General features: G+C 68.7%; 15 protein-coding genes and 1 pseudogene. 8 read left to right on the forward strand and 8 right to left on the reverse strand.

What is annotated here, in order from left to right; translation table 11 throughout:
* The 3 genes from tatA to ACQ86L_RS15345 form a co-directional block, all read right to left on the reverse strand.
* Nucleotides 1-219, reverse strand: a complete 219-nt coding sequence (tatA, locus tag ACQ86L_RS15335) for a twin-arginine translocase TatA/TatE family subunit (protein ID WP_295119676.1) — start codon at nucleotides 217-219, stop codon at nucleotides 1-3.
* Between the two features lie 102 nt (nucleotides 220-321).
* A complete protein-coding gene (locus ACQ86L_RS15340; protein WP_434316180.1) occupies nucleotides 322-1,776 on the reverse strand; it encodes a GH32 C-terminal domain-containing protein in 1,455 nt (484 codons plus the stop codon).
* 91 nt (nucleotides 1,777-1,867) lie between these two features.
* Nucleotides 1,868-2,815, reverse strand: a complete 948-nt coding sequence (locus tag ACQ86L_RS15345; protein ID WP_434316181.1) for a LacI family DNA-binding transcriptional regulator — start codon at nucleotides 2,813-2,815, stop codon at nucleotides 1,868-1,870.
* 148 nt (nucleotides 2,816-2,963) lie between these two features.
* On the opposite strand from ACQ86L_RS15345, the gene ACQ86L_RS15350 reads away from it, so the two are divergent.
* Genes ACQ86L_RS15350 through ACQ86L_RS15370 form a run of 5 tightly spaced genes read left to right on the forward strand, consistent with a single transcriptional unit; the run spans nucleotide 2,964 to nucleotide 7,610 of the window.
* Nucleotides 2,964-4,367 carry an ABC transporter substrate-binding protein gene (locus ACQ86L_RS15350; protein WP_345839670.1) on the forward strand — a complete coding sequence of 468 codons (1,404 nt, stop codon included), beginning with the start codon at nucleotides 2,964-2,966 and terminating at the stop codon, nucleotides 4,365-4,367.
* A complete protein-coding gene (locus tag ACQ86L_RS15355) occupies nucleotides 4,367-5,326 on the forward strand; it encodes a carbohydrate ABC transporter permease (protein WP_434316182.1) in 960 nt (319 codons plus the stop codon). The genes ACQ86L_RS15350 and ACQ86L_RS15355 overlap by 1 nt, the downstream gene beginning before the upstream one ends.
* Nucleotides 5,323-6,198 (forward strand): carbohydrate ABC transporter permease, encoded by an 876-nt coding sequence (locus ACQ86L_RS15360; protein ID WP_434316183.1) that lies wholly within the window; start codon nucleotides 5,323-5,325, stop codon nucleotides 6,196-6,198. The genes ACQ86L_RS15355 and ACQ86L_RS15360 overlap by 4 nt, the downstream gene beginning before the upstream one ends.
* A gap of 48 nt (nucleotides 6,199-6,246) precedes the next feature.
* Nucleotides 6,247-6,858 carry a glycoside hydrolase family 32 protein gene (locus ACQ86L_RS15365; RefSeq protein ID WP_434316184.1) on the forward strand — a complete coding sequence of 204 codons (612 nt, stop codon included), beginning with the start codon at nucleotides 6,247-6,249 and terminating at the stop codon, nucleotides 6,856-6,858.
* 20 nt (nucleotides 6,859-6,878) lie between these two features.
* Nucleotides 6,879-7,610: a GH32 C-terminal domain-containing protein gene (locus ACQ86L_RS15370; protein ID WP_434316185.1), complete on the forward strand. Its 732-nt coding sequence runs from the start codon at nucleotides 6,879-6,881 to the stop codon at nucleotides 7,608-7,610.
* A gap of 32 nt (nucleotides 7,611-7,642) precedes the next feature.
* Here ACQ86L_RS15370 and ACQ86L_RS15375 read toward each other — a convergent pair whose 3' ends face one another.
* The 3 genes and pseudogenes from ACQ86L_RS15375 to ACQ86L_RS15385 all read right to left on the reverse strand — a co-directional run.
* The gene (locus ACQ86L_RS15375) at nucleotides 7,643-7,897 is read right to left on the reverse strand and encodes a hypothetical protein (RefSeq protein ID WP_434316186.1); all 255 of its coding nucleotides are present in this window, start codon (nucleotides 7,895-7,897) and stop codon (nucleotides 7,643-7,645) included.
* Nucleotides 7,898-8,333: 436 nt separating this feature from the next.
* On the reverse strand, nucleotides 8,334-8,723 hold the full coding sequence (locus ACQ86L_RS15380; protein ID WP_434316187.1) for an ROK family protein: 390 nt from the start codon (nucleotides 8,721-8,723) through the stop codon (nucleotides 8,334-8,336).
* 101 nt (nucleotides 8,724-8,824) lie between these two features.
* Nucleotides 8,825-9,016 (reverse strand): annotated as a pseudogene (locus ACQ86L_RS15385) (ROK family protein); the annotation flags it as partial.
* Between the two features lie 859 nt (nucleotides 9,017-9,875).
* Between ACQ86L_RS15385 and ACQ86L_RS15390 the strand changes: the two are divergent.
* The 3 genes from ACQ86L_RS15390 to ACQ86L_RS15400 all read left to right on the forward strand — a co-directional run bounded on the left by ACQ86L_RS15390 (nucleotide 9,876) and on the right by ACQ86L_RS15400 (nucleotide 13,589).
* Nucleotides 9,876-10,877 (forward strand): ABC transporter permease, encoded by a 1,002-nt coding sequence (locus ACQ86L_RS15390; RefSeq protein WP_434316188.1) that lies wholly within the window; start codon nucleotides 9,876-9,878, stop codon nucleotides 10,875-10,877.
* The gene (locus ACQ86L_RS15395) at nucleotides 10,871-11,821 is read left to right on the forward strand and encodes a carbohydrate ABC transporter permease (RefSeq protein WP_434316189.1); all 951 of its coding nucleotides are present in this window, start codon (nucleotides 10,871-10,873) and stop codon (nucleotides 11,819-11,821) included. The genes ACQ86L_RS15390 and ACQ86L_RS15395 overlap by 7 nt, the downstream gene beginning before the upstream one ends.
* A gap of 85 nt (nucleotides 11,822-11,906) precedes the next feature.
* Nucleotides 11,907-13,589, forward strand: coding sequence for an ABC transporter substrate-binding protein (locus ACQ86L_RS15400; protein WP_434316190.1), 1,683 nt, complete (start codon nucleotides 11,907-11,909; stop codon nucleotides 13,587-13,589).
* 75 nt (nucleotides 13,590-13,664) lie between these two features.
* On the opposite strand, the gene ACQ86L_RS15405 is transcribed toward ACQ86L_RS15400, so the two are convergent.
* Nucleotides 13,665-14,651 (reverse strand): acetylxylan esterase, encoded by a 987-nt coding sequence (locus ACQ86L_RS15405; RefSeq protein WP_434316191.1) that lies wholly within the window; start codon nucleotides 14,649-14,651, stop codon nucleotides 13,665-13,667.
* Nucleotides 14,652-14,666: 15 nt separating this feature from the next.
* The gene (locus ACQ86L_RS15410) at nucleotides 14,667-17,150 is read right to left on the reverse strand and encodes a X2-like carbohydrate binding domain-containing protein (protein ID WP_434316192.1); all 2,484 of its coding nucleotides are present in this window, start codon (nucleotides 17,148-17,150) and stop codon (nucleotides 14,667-14,669) included.
* Nucleotides 17,151-17,237 lie beyond the last annotated feature (87 nt).

Below are 17,237 nucleotides of genomic sequence, written 5' to 3' on the forward strand. Positions count from 1 at the left end.
TCACGGCCGGGCGGAGACCCCGTCGGAACCGGAGGTCGCGGCCGACTTCTCCACCGTGCCGCCGGCTTCTCCGTCCGACAGGTCGTGGACCTCCTTGCGGAAGATCCGGATCGACTGGCCGAGGCCCTTCGACAGGGCGGGCAGGCGCGTGGCGCCGAACAACAGCAGCACCACCGCGAGGATCACCAGCAGGTGCCAGCCACCGAGATTAGCCAACATGAGTCATCTCCTTTGACGGACCAATACGAGCCAATTCGTATTAGTAATTCGTATTGGCAGGGTAAGCACTCGGCCGGGCGATGTCAAGCCGAAGGGCGCGCGTCAGCCGCGGACCCTGGCCTCCAGGCGCACCAGATCGAACGCGCCGTCGGTCGCGAAGACGCCGACGCGGCCGGCGGCCAGGTCGTAGACGCGCGTGCTGAGCGCGACCCGATCGTCCACCACGACCACGCAGATGTCGCCGTCGAGGTGGACCTCCACGGTGTGCCGGCCCGGCGGCAGCGGCACGGGGCGCTCCGACTCGAGCTCGTGAGGCACGTCTCCCCGGATCTGCCACTGCTCGCCGCCGGTCGTGCCCCGCGGCCAGCGATCGAACACCAGCCGGCCGCGGTACGGCTCCAGCCGGATCGAGTACGCCTGCTCGGCGTCGTCGGAGCTGCGGAGGAGGAGCCCGCAGGCCTGAGTTGACGGCGCGATGTCGAACTCGGCGACGATGAGAGCCTCCGCCGGAACCTCGCCGGCGAGCCACGTCGAGTGCCGGTCCAGCGCACCGCGGCCCACGACGGCATCCGCGCCCTGCACGGGGGCGAGCTCCGGCAGGAGGTCGCGGGCCGTGTCGTAGAGCGCCGTGACCGCCCGGGGCAGGCCGAACCGCAGCGAGCCGTCGGCGGACTGCTCGGCGCGGAGCGACGACATCGTGCCGGCCCACTGCCACGCGCCCGTGTCGGTCTCGCCCTGCCTGGTCGCGATCCACCCGATGAAGTGGCGCTCTCCGGCGTGCTCGACGGTCTTCGACGCGTAGAAGGCGCGGCCGTCGACGGTGTCGTACTCCGGCGCGCGCCACGGGCCGTCGGGGGAGTCGGCGATACGGTAGCGGGTCTGGAACGAGTCGGAGAATTCCGAGTAGACGAGATACCAGCGGTCGCCCCACCGGAAGACGTCGGGGCACTCCTGGGTGATGAAGCGGCGCGGGTCCCAGATCGGCTCCGCGTCGCGCCAGTGGACGAGGTCGTCCGAGACGAGCCGTGCGACGACGCCCGAGCGGCGATAGGGGGCTCCCACCCGTCGCGTGGCCAGCAGCATCTGCCACTGCTCGCCGGGAGCCGCGCGGAACACGAACGGGTCCCGCCAGTCCTCCGCCGAGTAGCCGTCGAGGGCGCCGAACGTCCACTCGGGGTGGCGGGTCCAGGAGTCGAGCCCCGCAGAGGACGTCGCGTGGCAGACGACCTGGGCATCCCCGTCCGCCGTGCGGATGCAGGGATTGTGCCCGGTGTAGAAGAGGTGGTGCACGCCGTCGTCGTCCGTCACGACGCTGCCGGTGTAACAGTCGAAGTCCTCGGCCACGGCGCCGCCCGACGGCAGCACGACCCCGCGGTCGGTGAACCGCGCGAAGTCGGTGGTGGTCACCGCCGCCCACGGCATCCCCTCGTCGCGGTCCAGCGGGCGGCGCGGGTCGCGGGTGTCCAGCAGGTAGTACAGCCAGACCGTGCCGTCGTGCTCGAACGGGATGACGTCGCCGACGTAGCCGCCCGGGGGCAGGAAGTGGGCGGAGCTCATCGGGCGGAGTCCGGACGCGGGGCTCCGAGCGAGGCGCGATCGATGTAGAGACAGGGGACGAGGGTGCGCTTCGGCGGCTCCGCGTCCTCGATCAGCAGCGTGCCGGCGGTGATGCCCATCTGGAGGTGGGGGAGCGCGACGGTCGCGAGCGGGGGTGCAGCTCGGCGGCGAGCTCCGGCTGGTCGTCGAAGCCCACGATGGAGATGTCCCTGGGGCACTCCAGCCCGGCCTCATGGGAGGCCAGCAGTGCGCCGACCGCCATCCGGTCGTTGCCGCAGACGAGGGCGGTCGGAGGATCGTCGGCGAGGATGCGGGACGCCAACTCGTACCCCGAGGACACGTGGTATGTGCCATAGGCCCGGAGGATGGACGCGGGGTCGACTCCGGCCTCCACCGCCGCGTCGACCAGGCCGCGCTCGCGCTCCTTGCATGCGTAGTCGTCGGACGGACCGCCGAGGAAGGCGACGCGCCGGTGCCCGGCGGCGAACACAGCGGCCGCGGCATCGCGTCCGCCCTGGTACTCGTCGGCCAGCACGAGGGGCACATCCTCCACGTTGTCGGCCCAGCAGTTGACGAAGACCGTCCGGATGTCCTCGCCGATGTCGAGGGCGGAGATCGGCTCCGGGCCCGGGGCGGCGTACACCAGCCCGGCGACTCCTTGCCGGACGAGGTTCTCGACGGCCGCCTTGCCGCTGTCCGGCGCCTCGGAGATCTCGACGACGAACGACACGTAGCCCGCCGGCTGCACCGCCTGCTGCACGCCGAGGACGATCTGACCGGCGTAGGGCTGCGAGACGACGCGGTGCGCGATGACGCCGATGGTGAAGGGCCGGTTGGAGCGGAGGGACTGGGCCGCGCGGTTGGGCTGGAACCGGAGCTCCTTCGCCGCCTTCAGTATCCGCTCGCGGGTCTCCGGGGCGACCGAGATGTCGCGCCGGTCGTTGAGCACGAAGGACACGGTCGGTTGGGACACCCCCGCCCGCCGGGCGACATCCTTCATGGTCACCCGCTTCGCCGGGCCAGTGTTGTTCGCAGCCATCAGATCGATCCTCCCGGAACCGATCATGCCACAAAGCCAATACGTATTTGCAATTCAGAGCGGGATAGAGTTATGCTCGGAACCCCAATACGTATTAGTCCGGTCGTGGCACCCGCCACGGCCTAGACGCTCAGAGAGGAGCGGACGGATGACCAGCACCTTTGGAACGGCCATCGACCGTCGCACTGTGATCAAACTCGGCGGCGCAGGCCTCGCGCTGACCGGCCTGGCCTCCTTGGCCGCCTGCTCCACAGGCGGAGGCGGTGGCACGAACGCATCGGGCACCATCAAGATGCTGTACTTCGGGGACCAGAAGGCGGCCACGGCGCTGCAGAACACCCTGCAGCCGCAGATCAAGAAGCTCGACAAGAACGCGAAGCTCGAAGTCACGGCCATCAACGGCACCGACTGGAACGACTTCCTCGCGAAGGTCCTCACCCAGATCGCCGCCGGAGCGGCGCCCGACCTGGTGAGCGTCGCGACCGAGGGCCTCCAGCTCATGGCGTCCAAGGATCTGCTGATCCCCCTGGACAGCTACGTGACCAAGGACCTGTCGTCGCTGCAGAGCTACTTCGACCAGATCCACCCGGCGCTCGTGGAGTCGATGATGTACCAGGGGCACCTGTACGAGCTTCCCGACAGCTTCAACGCCGGCAGCATGTTCTACAGCACCGACCTCTTCCAGAAGGCCGGGCTCTCCCGTCCCGCCGACAACTGGACGATGGACGAGTTCCACACCTACGCGACCAAGCTCAAGGGCCTCGGCGGCGACGTCAACGCCTTCGACTGGGTGGTGCGGCTCTGGGGCAGCTGGACGTCGTTCCTGTACGCCAACAACGGCAACCTGCTGGAGGAGGGCAAGTACTCCGGCGGCGACTGGCTGTGGAACTCCGCCTTCAAGAACAACCCGGTCGGCGTGCACGGCCGCAAGGGCGGCTGGAAGTGGGGCACCCCGACGGCCAACTCGGAGGCCGCCATCGAGGCCCTCGAGTACGTGGTCGACCTCCAGCGGTCCGGCCTGTCGCCCTCGCCCGACGTCGGAGGCGGCGCGACCCTGCAGGGCCTGTTCTCCACCGGCCGCATCGGCATGACGATCGGCGGCGGGTTCTGGGCCGGCGGCCTGCACAACGCGGGCATGGCGGACGGCAGCTTCGACGTGCAGCGCTTCCCGACCTGGAAGAGCAACAAGTCGCTCTTCGGCGCCGGCGGCTACGGCATCTTCAACTCGTCGAAGAACAAGGACCTCGCCTGGGAGGTCGTGAAGATGATGGTGGAGCCCTCCACCTTCGACATCATGTTCCCGGGCAACGTCACCACGCCCGGCCGCAAGCAGCTGCTGACGGCCGACCGGTACAAGACGACAGGACCGGAGAACTGGTCGGTCTTCTACGACCAGCTCGAGGGCTCGGTGCCGATCTCCGCTCCGCCGTACTACAACGCGCTGGCCACCTCGCTCAACCAGCGGACGACGCAGGCGATCTCGTCGGGCAACGCCAAGGCGGCGCTCGACGGCATGCAGTCCGACTTCGAGAAGGCAGCGCAGGCGTCCTGATGGCTGTCCAGACCCAGGAGCGCCCGCGCGTGAATGGGGCGACCTCTCCTCGCCGTGCCGTCCGTCGCCCCGGTGTGCGACGGGCGGCCCGGCGGGAGGGCGCGTTCGGCTATTCGATGATCGGGCTCGCGGTGGCGTTCGTCGCCGTGTTCACGTTCATCCCGATCCTCGCCTCCCTCGGGCTCTCGTTCTTCTCGTGGGACGTCATCTCGCCCCCGAAGTTCGTCGGCGTCGCCAACTTCACGCGGCTGTTCAGCGACGGCTCCACCCTCGCCTCGTTCGGCGTGACGATCCTGATGGCCATCGGCATCGTCGTGCTCCAGATCACCCTCGGGCTGCTGCTCGCGGTCCTGGTCAACAGCCGCAAGCGGAAGTCCACCAAGGTCTTCTTCCGGACGGCCTTCTACCTGCCGCTGCTGGCCTCCACCGCAGCCGTGTCGATCTTCATGGGCTACCTGTTCGACGCGAAGTTCGGGCTGATCAACTACTACCTGACCCAGCTCGGACTGCCTGCGGTGCCGTGGCTGACCAACCCGGTGGCGGCCCAGATCACGATCATCCTGATCGTCGTCTGGCAGCAGGTCGGCTTCACCTTCGTGCTGTTCGTGGCGGCGCTGACGTCGGTCCCGCAGGAGGTCCAGGAGGCCGCGGCGATCGACGGGGCAGGGGCGTGGCGAACGCTGCTGCGGATCAAGATCCCGCTGATCAGCCCGACCATCCTGTTCGCCACGGTCGTGGCGATGATCAACGCGATGCAGTTGTTCGACCAGCCGTTCATCATGACCAAGGGCGGTCCGGGCACGGCGACGACCACCGCGACGATCGCGATGTACCAGACCGGGTTCCAGAACCTGCAGTTCGGCTACGCGTCGGCGATCGCGATCCTGCTGCTCGTGATCATCCTCGCGCTGACCGGAATCCAATTCCTCGCCGCACGAAAGCTGGTGTTCTACCAATGACCACAGATGTCGCTCCGAGCACGACGGTCGTGCTCGGCCGCCGCCGCCGGCCGATCGTGAAGGTCGGCAGCATCGTCGGCATGGTGCTGCTCGTCCTCGCCGCGGTGTTCGCGCTGGGCCCGCTGCTCTGGACCCTGACCACCTCGCTGCGCACGCCGGCGGAGGCGTTCACCAACCCGCCGCAGTGGATCCCGACCAGCCCCGACTTCAGCAACTACGCCGCGGTGTTCAACCAGATCCCGATCGGGCAGTTCTTCCTCAACAGCGTCGTCGTGACGGTGCTCATCGTGGTGGGCCAGACCATCACCTGCACCCTCTCCGGCTACGCCTTCGCGATGGTGTCGTTCCCGGGCAAGAACACGATCTTCGGCATCTTCCTGGCCACCATGATGGTGCCGCTGCAGACGATCATCATCCCGGTCTTCGTCATCGTGAAGACGATGGGCATCAGCGACTCGCTCGCCTCGCTCATCATCCCTGCGCTGGGAAGCGCGTTCGGGACGTTCCTGATGCGGCAGTACTTCATGCAGATGCCGAGGGAGCTGGGCGAGGCGGCCCGCATCGACGGCGCGTCGCAGTGGGGCGTGTTCCGGCACGTCTACGCGCGGATGGCGTCCCCGGCGATCGCGACGCTGGCGATCCTCAACTTCTCCGGATTCTGGGCCGAGTTCTACCGGCCGCTGATCTTCCTCCAGTCCCAGAGCAACTTCACGCTGCCGCTGGGACTCGTCGGGCTGCAGGGCAACCTGGGGACCGGGTCGATCTCGGTGGTCCTGGCCGGCGTCATCCTCGCGATGATCCCCAGCGTCCTGCTCTTCATCTTCGCTCAGCGCTACTTCATCGAGGGCGTCACCGCCGGCTCCTTCCGCTGAGCCCCCGCACCGGCCCCATCGAGGCGGCCGTCGAACAGAGAGAACTCCATGCACGATCACCACCTTCCCCACTTCCACGTGCGCCTTCCGCGCGGCTACGTGAACGATCCCAACGGCCCGGTGGAGTTCGGCGGGACGACGCACCTGTACTTCCAGTCGCGCTCGCACGCCGAGCTGGCGGTGCCGGTCGAGTGGGGTCACGCGACGAGCGAGGACCTCGTGCACTGGACGCTGCAGCGGCCGGCCATGAGCCCGGTGCCGGGCGGTGTCGACTCGGGCGGCTGCTGGTCGGGGAACACGGTGGTCGACGGGGACCGCGTGCGCGCGTTCTACTCCGGAAAGGTGGACCACAGCCCGTACCAGTCGATCCTGACGGCCGTCTCCGACGAGGACGGCACGAACTTCAGCCGGCCGGCGCAGGTGGTCGACGACCCGGCGCCCGAGGAGGGCGTGACGATGTTCCGTGATCCGTTCGTGTGGCGCGACGGCTCGACGTGGCGCATGGTGGTCGGTTCTGCCGGCCCCGGCGCCACGGCGAGCATGCGCCAGTACGGCTCGGCGGACGGGCTGTCCTGGCAGTTCGAGGGGAGCTGGCGCAGCTGCCGAGGACCCTGTTCGACGGTGTCGACACGGGCGAGGGATGGGAGTGCCCGCAGCTGATCGCGGTCGACGGCCGCGAAGTGGCGATCGTTTCGTCCTGGTCGCACGAGGGCGGCCCGGGTGAGGTGCTGGCCTTCCCGGTCGACGCGGCCCCGGCTCCGCGCCGAGTGGACGACGGTCACAACTTCTACGCGGCGTCCGTCATGCGCGAAGGATTGCACGGGCAGGTGCTCTTCGGCTGGATCACCGAGGGCAGGGATGCGGCGCTGTGGCAGGCCGCGGGCTGGGCCGGCGCGATCTCCCTCCCTCGGCGCACGTGGCTCGACGGCGACCGGCTGTGCAGCGAGCCGCACCCGGCGGTCGCGGGTCTCCGGGTCGGCTCGGGCCGCGCGGCGGACGATGCGACGATCGGCGCACAGGCCGAGATCGTCGTCCCCGCGGTCTCCGGGACCGTGCGAGTCCAGTACGACGAGGGCCACTGGCTCGACGTCGTCCTCGATCTGGAGGCGGACACGCTCACCCTCGATCGCAGCGCGGCAGGCGGAGACGCCGGAGTCGACGCGGAGGCAGCGACGAGCACGCGAGCGTTCAGCGACCATACTGACTGGGCCGCGCGGATTTTTCTTGACGGCTCGGTCATTGAGGTCTTCACGAGCGCTGGGCGCTCGATCACAAGCCGGGTCTATCCGACGACGCCGCCACCATGGCACGTCCACGCGCCGGTCGGTGCAGCCGCCTGGGACCTCGCGAGATCGATCTCCTCTGCGAACGAGCAGGAGATCGTTCGGATGGACCCGGTCTCGGTCGGCTAGGAGCCCCCACAAAAACCCACAACCGTGCGCCTCTACCGCGGATCCGGCAGGTCCAGGTTCCAATGCCGCGACACCACAATGACCCACTCCTCGTCCCGCTCACCATGCCCCGGCGGCCCGTGCGAGATGAAGAACCGGGAGACCACGCGTTGCGAGCCCTCGGCGTCCCCGTAGAGCACGTCGACGCAGAAGCCCTCGCCCGAAGCCCCCGAGCGGGCCACCTCGAAGTCTGCCGAGCCGGGTTCGCGGATGGCCACCTGGCAGAATCCGGGGTCGTTCGTCGGCACGTAGATGTCGCGGGTGAGCCGGTGGAACCTGTCGACGGGGGAAGGGGCGCCCGGGCGTCCGCGGTGAGGGACCAGCCGTGCAGGATCGCGACGCCGGCCCCGGCGTTGCGCACGGACATCACGAGGTAGACGGCCTCAGCGGTGATCTCCAGGGCCGCCCGGCCGCCCTGCGCCGTCAACCATCTGCCGTCCGCGAACCGCACCTTCTGGGGTGGGTCGGACCAGTTGGAGGGGAGCAGGATGGGGCGGATCCCCTCCAGGAGCGCCCGTTCGGCGACGCGGGCGGACCGGTTGGCGGAGCGCGTCGAGGCGAAGGTCGCGGCCGCCAGTGCGGTGGTCCCCACAGCGGTGCCGAGGTCGGCGATGAGAACCCAGTCCAGCACAGGCGACATTCAACGCCAACGGGAGTCGCCTTCGGAAGGGGCAATCCGCCCGCTCACTCACCCGCCCCGCCCGGCGCCACGCTGATCGCCTCCCGCAGCGCCGCCACCGCAGCCCCGCGCGCCCAGTCCACGAAGGTGTGCCGCCGCACGATCAGCCGGCAGTTCGCGGCGGTCCCGAACACGTGCGCCAGGAACTCCTCGCGGAAGCGGCGCTCGTAGAGGTCGTAGTCCATGACCCCTTCGCCGGCGATCACGACGACCTCCGGGCCGAAGAGGTTCACCGTGGTGGCGACCGCGGCGCCGATGGCCGTGCCCGCCCGCTCGAAGGCGTCGACGGCGATGCGGTCGCCTTCGTGGGCGAGGCGGATCGCGTCGGCCAGGGTGAGGGTCGGGTCGTCGTGGCCCTGGCGGACCGCGTCGCGGATGGCGTGGGAGGACGCCACCGCTTCGACGCAGCCGCGGCGGCCGCAGACGCAGACCGCGTCCTTCGGGCCCAGGGGAGGTGGCCGATCTCGCCGGCGACGCCGTGGGCGCCGACCACGACGTCGTCGTTCACGTAGATCCCGCAGCCGATGCCCGCGCCGATCGTGATGATGGCGAAGGAGTCGGCGTCCGTTCCCACACCGAACCACTGCTCCGCCTTGGCGAGTGCGCGCACGTCGTTCTCGACGATGACCGGGAGGCCGAGCCGGGCCGAGAGCGGGCTGCCGAGGGGGACGTGGGTCCAGCCGAGCAGGGGGAGTCGCGGACCACTCCGTCGGTGTTGTCGATGTCGCCGGAGACCGACACTCCCACCCCCGTGAGGAACCGGGCGTCGTCGCCGAGCTGGTCGATGAGGGTCTCCACCGACTTCACGATGGCCGTGATCGTCGCGTCAGGGGCGTGGCTCGTGAGGCGACGGCGGGTGGAGCCGATCACCTCGTTGCCCAGGCTGACCGTGACGGCGAAGATCTCGTCGGCGTTCACCTTCACCCCGACGGCGATCATGGAGCGCGGGACCACGCTCAGCGGTCGCACCGGCCGGCCGGGGAACGCGTGCTCGGCGTGCTCGCCGACGGTGACGAAGCCGTCGGCGATGAGCGGGCTGACCGTCTTGGTGACCTTCGCCTGCGACAGGCCGGTGAGCCGGCCGATGTCGAGTCGGCTGACGGGGCCGTGCGTGATGATGCGCGTGAAGATCTCGGCGGACGCCGCCGTGCCCAGCACGGGTCGGCGTGCTGTGTGTTCGGACATGCTCAAGCTCATCGTGCACCTGATCTGTGTGGCGGGTCGTCGAACCGGGCCCCGCACCCCCGTACCTGCCGACAGTGCTGTCCGGCGTGCGACAAGGCTAGTACACATCCGGGCCGTTCCGCGCGCCGATTTGGGTATCTTATTTCCAGCGTGTTGTAACTCCGACCGGCTCCGAGGGCCGTCTTTTCAAGGGATTGCGGCGACTCATGCGCAACACGAGCAACACATCCATCAGAGATTATTGACAGCGGCAAAGAAATAGGTTTTGCTATAGACCACCCCCTCGGGACCGCTGTTCCGGCCGAGGTGAGGAACCAGTTCATCTCTTGTTGGGAGTCTTCGATGACGAAGGATGCGGCCTCATGACGAGCGCGCCGCCCGTGGCCCCGGCGCCGCCGGCCGCGCGAGTCCCGGATGCGGCGACTCCGAGGCGGGTGCCGCGCAACCGGCTGACCCTCGCGCAGCGCTGGCGGGTCGCCCTCCGACGGCACTGGCAGCTCTACCTGCTCACGATCCTCCCGCTCGCGTACTTCGTGATCTTCAAGTACGTGCCGATCTCCAACGCGATCATCGCCTTCAAGGACTACAGCCCGGTGCTCGGCGTGTGGGGGAGCCCGTGGGTCGGCTGGGCCAACTTCGCCACGATGCTCCAGAACCCGGTGTTCCCGACGCTGGTCCAGAACACCCTGCTGCTGTCGGGCTACGCGATCCTGGCGAGCTTCCCCATCCCGCTGATCCTGGCGCTCGCGCTCAACGAGGTCCGGCACCGGTGGTTCCAGAAGACCGTCCAGATGGTCACGTACGCGCCGTACTTCATCTCGACCGTCGTCGTGGTGTCGATGCTGATCCTGATCATGGCCCCGCGGCTCGGCGTGCTGAGCCAGGTGTTCGGCTTCTTCGGGGTGCAGTCGCCCGACTTCCTGGGCGACCCGAGCTACTTCCGGCACATCTACGTGTGGTCGGACGTCTGGCAGACCGCCGGGTACTCCGCGGTGATCTACATGGCGGCCCTGTCCGGGATCGACCCGTCGCTGTACGAGGCGGCGAAAGTGGACGGGGCCTCCCGGCTCCGCAAGATCTGGCACGTCGACATCCCCGGCATCATGCCGACGGCGATGATCGTCCTGATCCTCAGCGTCGGCAACATCATGTCGATCGGGTTCGAGAAGGTCTTCCTGCTGCAGAACCCGCTGAACCTCGGCCAGTCCGAGATCATCGCGACCTATGTCTACAAGCTGGGCATCCTCAACGCCGACTTCGGCACGGCGACCGCCGTCGGGCTCTTCAACTCGGTGATCAACCTGGTGCTGCTGCTCGTCGTCAACTGGGTGGCAAAACGAATCAGTGGGAGTGGACTGTGGTAACCATCGAGAGCTCGCGGGCGCGCCGCCGCACCCGTCCCGCCGCCGTGTCGAAGAAGACGCGCCGCATCCGGGAGTCCGCCTCCGACCGCGCGCTCCTGGTCGTCATCTACCTCGGGCTGACGCTGGCCGTGCTCGTCGTCCTGCTGCCGCTGCTGTTCATCCTGGCCAGCTCGTTCTCGTCCCCGCAGGCTGTGACGGCCGGCCGGGTCCTGCTCTGGCCCGTCGACTTCACGCTCCAGGGCTACCAGACGGTGCTGGCCGACCCGCAGGTGCTCCTGGGCTACGCGAACTCGCTGTTCTACATGGTCGCGGGCACCCTGATCAGCACGACGCTGACGGTCTGCATCGCCTGGCCGCTCTCCCGCCGCACCTTCATGGGACGCAACGTGATCATGTCCCTGCTGCTGTTCACGATGCTGTTCAGCGGCGGGCTGATCCCCACGTACATGGTCGTCCAGAACCTCGGGATGCTCGACACCCGGTGGGCGCTCCTCCTGCCCCAGGCCATCGCGGTCTGGCAGGTCATCATCGCCCGCACCTTCTTCAAGTCGGCGATCCCGGAGGAGCTGGTGGAGGCGGCGTCGCTCGACGGCTCCAGCGACCTGCGCTTCCTCTGGAGCGTCGTGCTCCCGCTGTCGAAGCCGCTGATCGCTGTCATCGCGCTCATGTACGCGATCGGCCAGTGGAACGGCTTCTTCGACGCCCTGCTCTACCTGAAGAGCTCCGACCTGTTCCCGCTCCAGCTCGTGCTCCGCAACATCCTGGTGCTCAACGCCACCAACGGCGGCACGAACGATCTGGCCGCGCAGGCGCAGAACCAGGAGCTGGTGAACCTGCTGAAGTACTCGCTCATCGTCATCACGAGCGTCCCGGTCCTGGTCATCTACCCCTTCGTCGCGCGCTACTTCAACAAGGGCGTGCTCATCGGCTCGGTCAAGGGCTGACCCGGCATCCGCCGTCGCCCCCGACCCCACAGACCCACCACGCGCACCATCGCTTCGCACTGCATTTCCAAAGGAGGAAACACACATGCTACCCATCACCGACAGCCGAACCCGCCGTCGGCGCCGGCTCGTGCGCACGCTCACCGCGGCGGCGAGCGGCCTCGCACTCCTGGCCATGACGGCCTGCACCAGCGCCCCCACCAGCGCCGACGACAAGGTCGGCGGCACGGCGAACCTCTCGGTCTTCGCCCAGCAGGGCACCGGCCAGGACCTCGCCACGAACGCGTTCACCAAAGAGCTCGAGAAGAAGTTCAACATCAAGTTCTCCTGGCAGACCACGACGCAGGACTCCTCCGTCGCGCCCGAGAAGCGCCAGATCCTGATGGCCAGCGGCGACTACCCGGACATGTTCCTGCTCATCCCGTGGGTGGACCAGTTCAACCCGGTGGATGTCGAGAAGCTCGCCAAGCAGGGCGTCGCGCTGCCGCTGAACGACCTGATCAAGCAGTACGCGCCCGACATCCAGAAGGTGATCGACACCAACCCGGACTACAAGGCGATGGTGACCTCGCCGGACGGCAAGATCTACGGCCTCCCGCAGCTCGCCGAGACGCAGCACATCCAGTACCCGTCGAAGCTCTGGATCAACACCGACTGGCTCAAGAAGCTCGGCCTCCAGATGCCGAAGACCACGGGCGACATGACCAAGGTCCTCCAGGCGTTCAAGACCGGCGACCCGAACGGCGACGGCAAGGCGGACGAGATCCCGCTCAGCGGCGACTCGCACGACACCCTGATCCCGTTCTTCATGAACGCGTTCATCTACGACCCGCAGAACCCGGACAAGGGCATCCAGTCGACGACCGTGCTCAACAAGGGCAAGGTCGACATCCAGGCGAACAAGGAGGGCTGGAAGGAGGGTCTCAAGTACATCAAGTCGCTCTGGGACGCCGGCCTGATCGACAAGGGCGCCTTCACCCAGAACCCGGCGGCGCTGGCCCAGGAGGGCAACAACACCGGCTCGGTGCTGCTCGGGAGCGCGAGTGCCCTGCACCCGTACATCTTCGTCAGCCCCGGCGCCAAGGACGGCCGTGACAAGCAGTACGACGCGGTGCCGCCGCTGACCGGGCCGAACGGAGCGAACTTCGCGACGTACGCCTTCGGGAGCACGCCGGGTGCGACGTTCCTGCTCACCAACAAGGCGTCGAAGAACGACCAGGTGGCCGCGATCAAGATGGTGAACTACCTCTTCACGAACAAGGGGCAGCTCGACGGCAACTTCGGTCCGGAGGGCCAGGGCTGGTCCAAGCCGGCAGCGGGCGACCAGTCGCTCGACCCGGCCGACAAGCCGCTGTTCAAGAACCTCCAGCTCTCGCAGGACGCCGCCAATGCGGTCCAGTGGCAGGCGCTTTCGACGTACAACCAGAACGAGAAGTTCCGCGGTGCGCAGGTCGAGCCGACCGACATCTACGACCCGTCCGGGTACGAGCGCCGGCTGTTCGAGGCGACCCAGCTCTACAAGGGCCACGAGGACAAGAGCGCGATCTACCCGACGTGGAGGGTGTGGCCCGACCCGGCCAAGGCGACGCAGATCGCCACCGAGCAGACCAACATCGACAACTACGTGACGCAGAACGCGCTGGCCTTCATCACCGGTTCGAAGAACCTCGACACGGACTGGAACTCGTACTTGGCGGGCTTCAACGGGCTCGGGCTGAAGGACTACCTGAGCACCCTGCAGACGGCGTACGACAAGAGCAAGAAGTAATACCGTAACGAGCTCCGGCCCAGCCCCGACGATGTCGGAGGCTGGGCCGGAGTCGTCTAGGGAAGTGCGGGTAGCTCAGCCGACGCCGAACCGCTGTCGCAGAGCCCGCAGCGCAGCCTCCACATCCCCGCTGCCGCCGGCCTCGTGCCCGGCGCCCGGCCACTCGCGGAAACGCACCGGCGCGGCGTACGCCGCGACCGCGGTGCGCGTCGTCTCGGGAGGGCAGATGTCGTCGGCCAGCCCGTCGGACATCCAGCCGGGGGCGGTCGCGTGCCGTGCCGACGTGACGCCGTCGACGTACGCGAGCGTGCGGGCGACCGCGTCCGCGCGCTCGGGATGCTCGGTCAGGTAGGCCCGCAGCTCCGTCCACGGACCCTGCGCGGCGCGCTGCAGCGCGGTCGGCGCGTCGGTGAGGAACGGCGACTGGGCGAGCACGGCGGCCAGTCCCTGCGCGAGCGCTCCGACGCCGAGGGCGATGCCGCCGCCCTGGCTGTTCCCGATCATGGCCACGCGGGACGCGTCGACCTCGTCGAGCTCGCGCACGGCGTCCACCGCGCGGGTCACGTCCACGAGCACATCGCGGTAGTAGTAGCGCCGGGGGTCCTCGATGCCGTCCAGGAGGTGGCCGGTGCTGCCTCCGCCCTGGCCGTGCGTGTTCACCACCAGGTGCGCGTACCCCGCAGCGGACCACGTCAGGTCGTCGAGCGGGGAGAGCCGGCCGGCGCCGTAGCCGTTCGCGTGGACGACGGCGGGGAGGGCGCCCTCCCGGTGCCGCGGGAGCCGCAGCCAGCCGGTCACGGTGCGTCCGCGGGCGCCGGCGAAGGAGAAGTCGTAGACGTCGATCGTCGTCAGGAGCGTGTCGACGGGGACGGCGCGGGGCGCGACGCTGTGCCGGCGCGCGAGGTCGAGGGCGTCCGCCCAGAAGGCGTCATAGTCGTCCGGGGTCGGCAGCGGTTCGGTGCCGAGGACGGCGGGGAACGGGGCGCCGGCAAAGCCGGCGCGCCCGGCGGGGGCATCCGCGCTGAGGCGGACACCCCCGTCGGGCGACGCGGGGTGGGGCATGGGACTCCTAGTTCATCATTTCGCCGTGTACTGGAAGACGTCGTTCCGGAGGATGTCCCCGGACACCTTCTTCACCAGGATGGTGTGCTGCCCGGCGCGCAGGCCCGTCACGCTGAACAGTTTCTGCCCGGTACGGCGGCTGTCCGAGTGCGTGTCGACCGTCTTGGCGAGCTTCCCGTCGACGTAGACCTCGGCCGTGCCCTGGTCGGGTGCGGTCGGTCCGATCCACGAGACGCCGGTGCCGGTGAAGGTCAGGCCGGCCGTGTCGCCGTTCGTGGTCGTCGCGTGGATGTCGTCGTGCGCGTCCCCGCGGAACTGGAACCCGAGCGACACGGTGCTGTTCGCCAGGCCCGCGAGATACGCCGAGGCGATCGTCACGGTCGTGCCGGACACGGTGTAATCCGTGCCGCGCTTCAGCGCCGTGCCGTCGCGCACGATGCCGGCGAGCTCGCTGCCGTCGCGCTGCAGGGTCACCGCGACGTCGGCGGGCTTCGCCTTGTCGAACACCGCGGTGTCGGGGTCGAGCAGGCTCGCCAGCGTGACGTCGAGCTTGTCGAGCAGCATGAACTGGCCCGACTTCTTGACCACGCGCAGGGTGTGCGAGCCGTTCGGGAGGCCGCTGGCGCTCCAGACCACCTGCTGGGTGAGCCGCGGCTGCCCGGCGGCGCGGCTGGTGTCCACGGTCTTCTGGAACTGGCCGTCGAGGTACACGTCCACCGAACCCTGCGACTGATCCAGCTCGGTCACGTAGTCGATGCCGGTGCCGGTGAACGTGTACTGGAACGACGAGCCGTCGCCCTCGGTGTAGTGCACGTCGTCCTGATAGTCGCCGAGGCCGCGGCCTCCGCTCTGCCCCCAGCCGCCGGTGTAGGTGATGCCGGAATCGCTGTCGTTGACCGCGACGACCCGGCCGGACGCGGGCGGCGTCGGCACGGTGCCGGTCGACGAGTCGCCCACAGCGACCGCCAGCGGCTGCGTGGTCGCGACGACCTCGTTGCCGCCGTTGCGGGTCCACTGGCCCGCGTACGTCACCCGCTGGGCGTCGTCGTTCAGCGCGACCGTCGTGCCGCTCTGCGGGGTCACCCGGAGCAGGCGCACACCGTGGATCGGGACGGTCTGGCCGGTGAAGCTCCCGGAGTACGTGCCGAGGTCCTTGCCGGCCCACAGGTCGCGGACCTTCGCCGGCCCGCTGAGGCCGAGGTCGGACCAGTTCGCGGTGATGTCGGACTCGGTCGGGCTCAGGTTGAACAGGGCGACGGTGTAGCTGCCGTCCGCGTTCGGCGCGTACCAGACCTGCTTGGTGGTGGAGGTCGACACCGGCTGGGCGGGCGTGCCGGTCTGGTCGACGGCCACGACCTCCTTGTTGGTGAGCAGGTCCACGCCGAACTGGTCGAGCTTGGTCAGGTCGTTGCCGACGTACATCGGCGCGGCCGAGATCGCCCACAGCGTCGTGGCGGTGCGGCGCTCGTCCTGGGTGAGGCCGTCCATCGTGCCGTTGCCGACGTCGAGCGAGTCGAAGTCGTTCCAGCCGCCGGGGCCGGCGTAGCGCCACCAGTCCGCGGCCGGTGGGAACAGCCGCGCGATGTTGCTCCACTGCGTGAGCTGGACGCCGGGGGCGTACGCCTCGACATCCCACTCCACGCGCCAGCCGTTCGCGTACTGCTTCCAGGTGTCGGCGTAGTTGATGTCGAGCGCCCAGGAGAGCTCGAACCAGATGCCCTTGGCCTTCAGCGCCTTCGACCAGGCGGCGACGTCGTCACGGGCGTCCAGCGAGAGGTCGCTGATGCCGGAGCCCGGGGTGACGCTGTCGAACTTGACGAAGTTCACGCCCCAGGACGCGAGCTGGTCGACGATGGAGTCGATGTACTTCTGCGCGCACGGGTTCGAGAAGTCGAGCCGGTAGCCGATCTTCCAGTAGTCGGCCTGCTGCAGCGGCTGCTTCACGATGTCGTGCGTGGTGCAGCCCGGCGCGTTCGCGATCGGGTACGCCGCCTGGTACACCGCGGGGGAGATTCCCGGGATGAAGTACAGGCCGAACTTCTGGCCGTTCGCGTGGACGTGGTCGATGACGGCCTTCAGCCCGTTCGGGTACAGCGTCGCGCTCGGCACCGGCCGGCCGTTGGCGTCGACGCCGTCGTTCCAGCCAGAGTCGACGTTGATGTAGTCGTAACCGGCTTTGCTCAGCTTCGCCTTCATGGCGTCGGACTGGGCGATGATCTGGTCCGCGGTGATCCACTTGCCGTTGCCGCTGTAGACCTGCATGGAGTAGCTGCTCCAGCCCATGTAGGGCTTGGCGGCCCACGGGTCCACGGCAGGGGCGGGCGCCGGTGTCGGCGTGGATGTCGGGGTCGCGCTCGCCGTGGCCGGCGGAGCGGTGGGGGTGGGCGTTCCTGTCGGGGTCGCGCCGGCGGGAGCCGCGGCAGCCGCCACGAGCCCCAGCGCCGCGATCGTCGCGAGCAGGGCGGTCAGCCCTCGTCGCGAGCGTGTCTGGCCTCTCATACGTTCTTCCTCTCTGAAGCGCTCGCGCGCGGCAGTGCGCGCAGCGATATGTGGTGGGCCGTCTGGGGCTGGAGCGATCGGGTGACG

The sequence above is a fragment of the Leifsonia sp. P73 genome (genome assembly GCF_051059105.1).
In the GTDB taxonomy this organism is placed as follows: domain Bacteria; phylum Actinomycetota; class Actinomycetes; order Actinomycetales; family Microbacteriaceae; genus Leifsonia.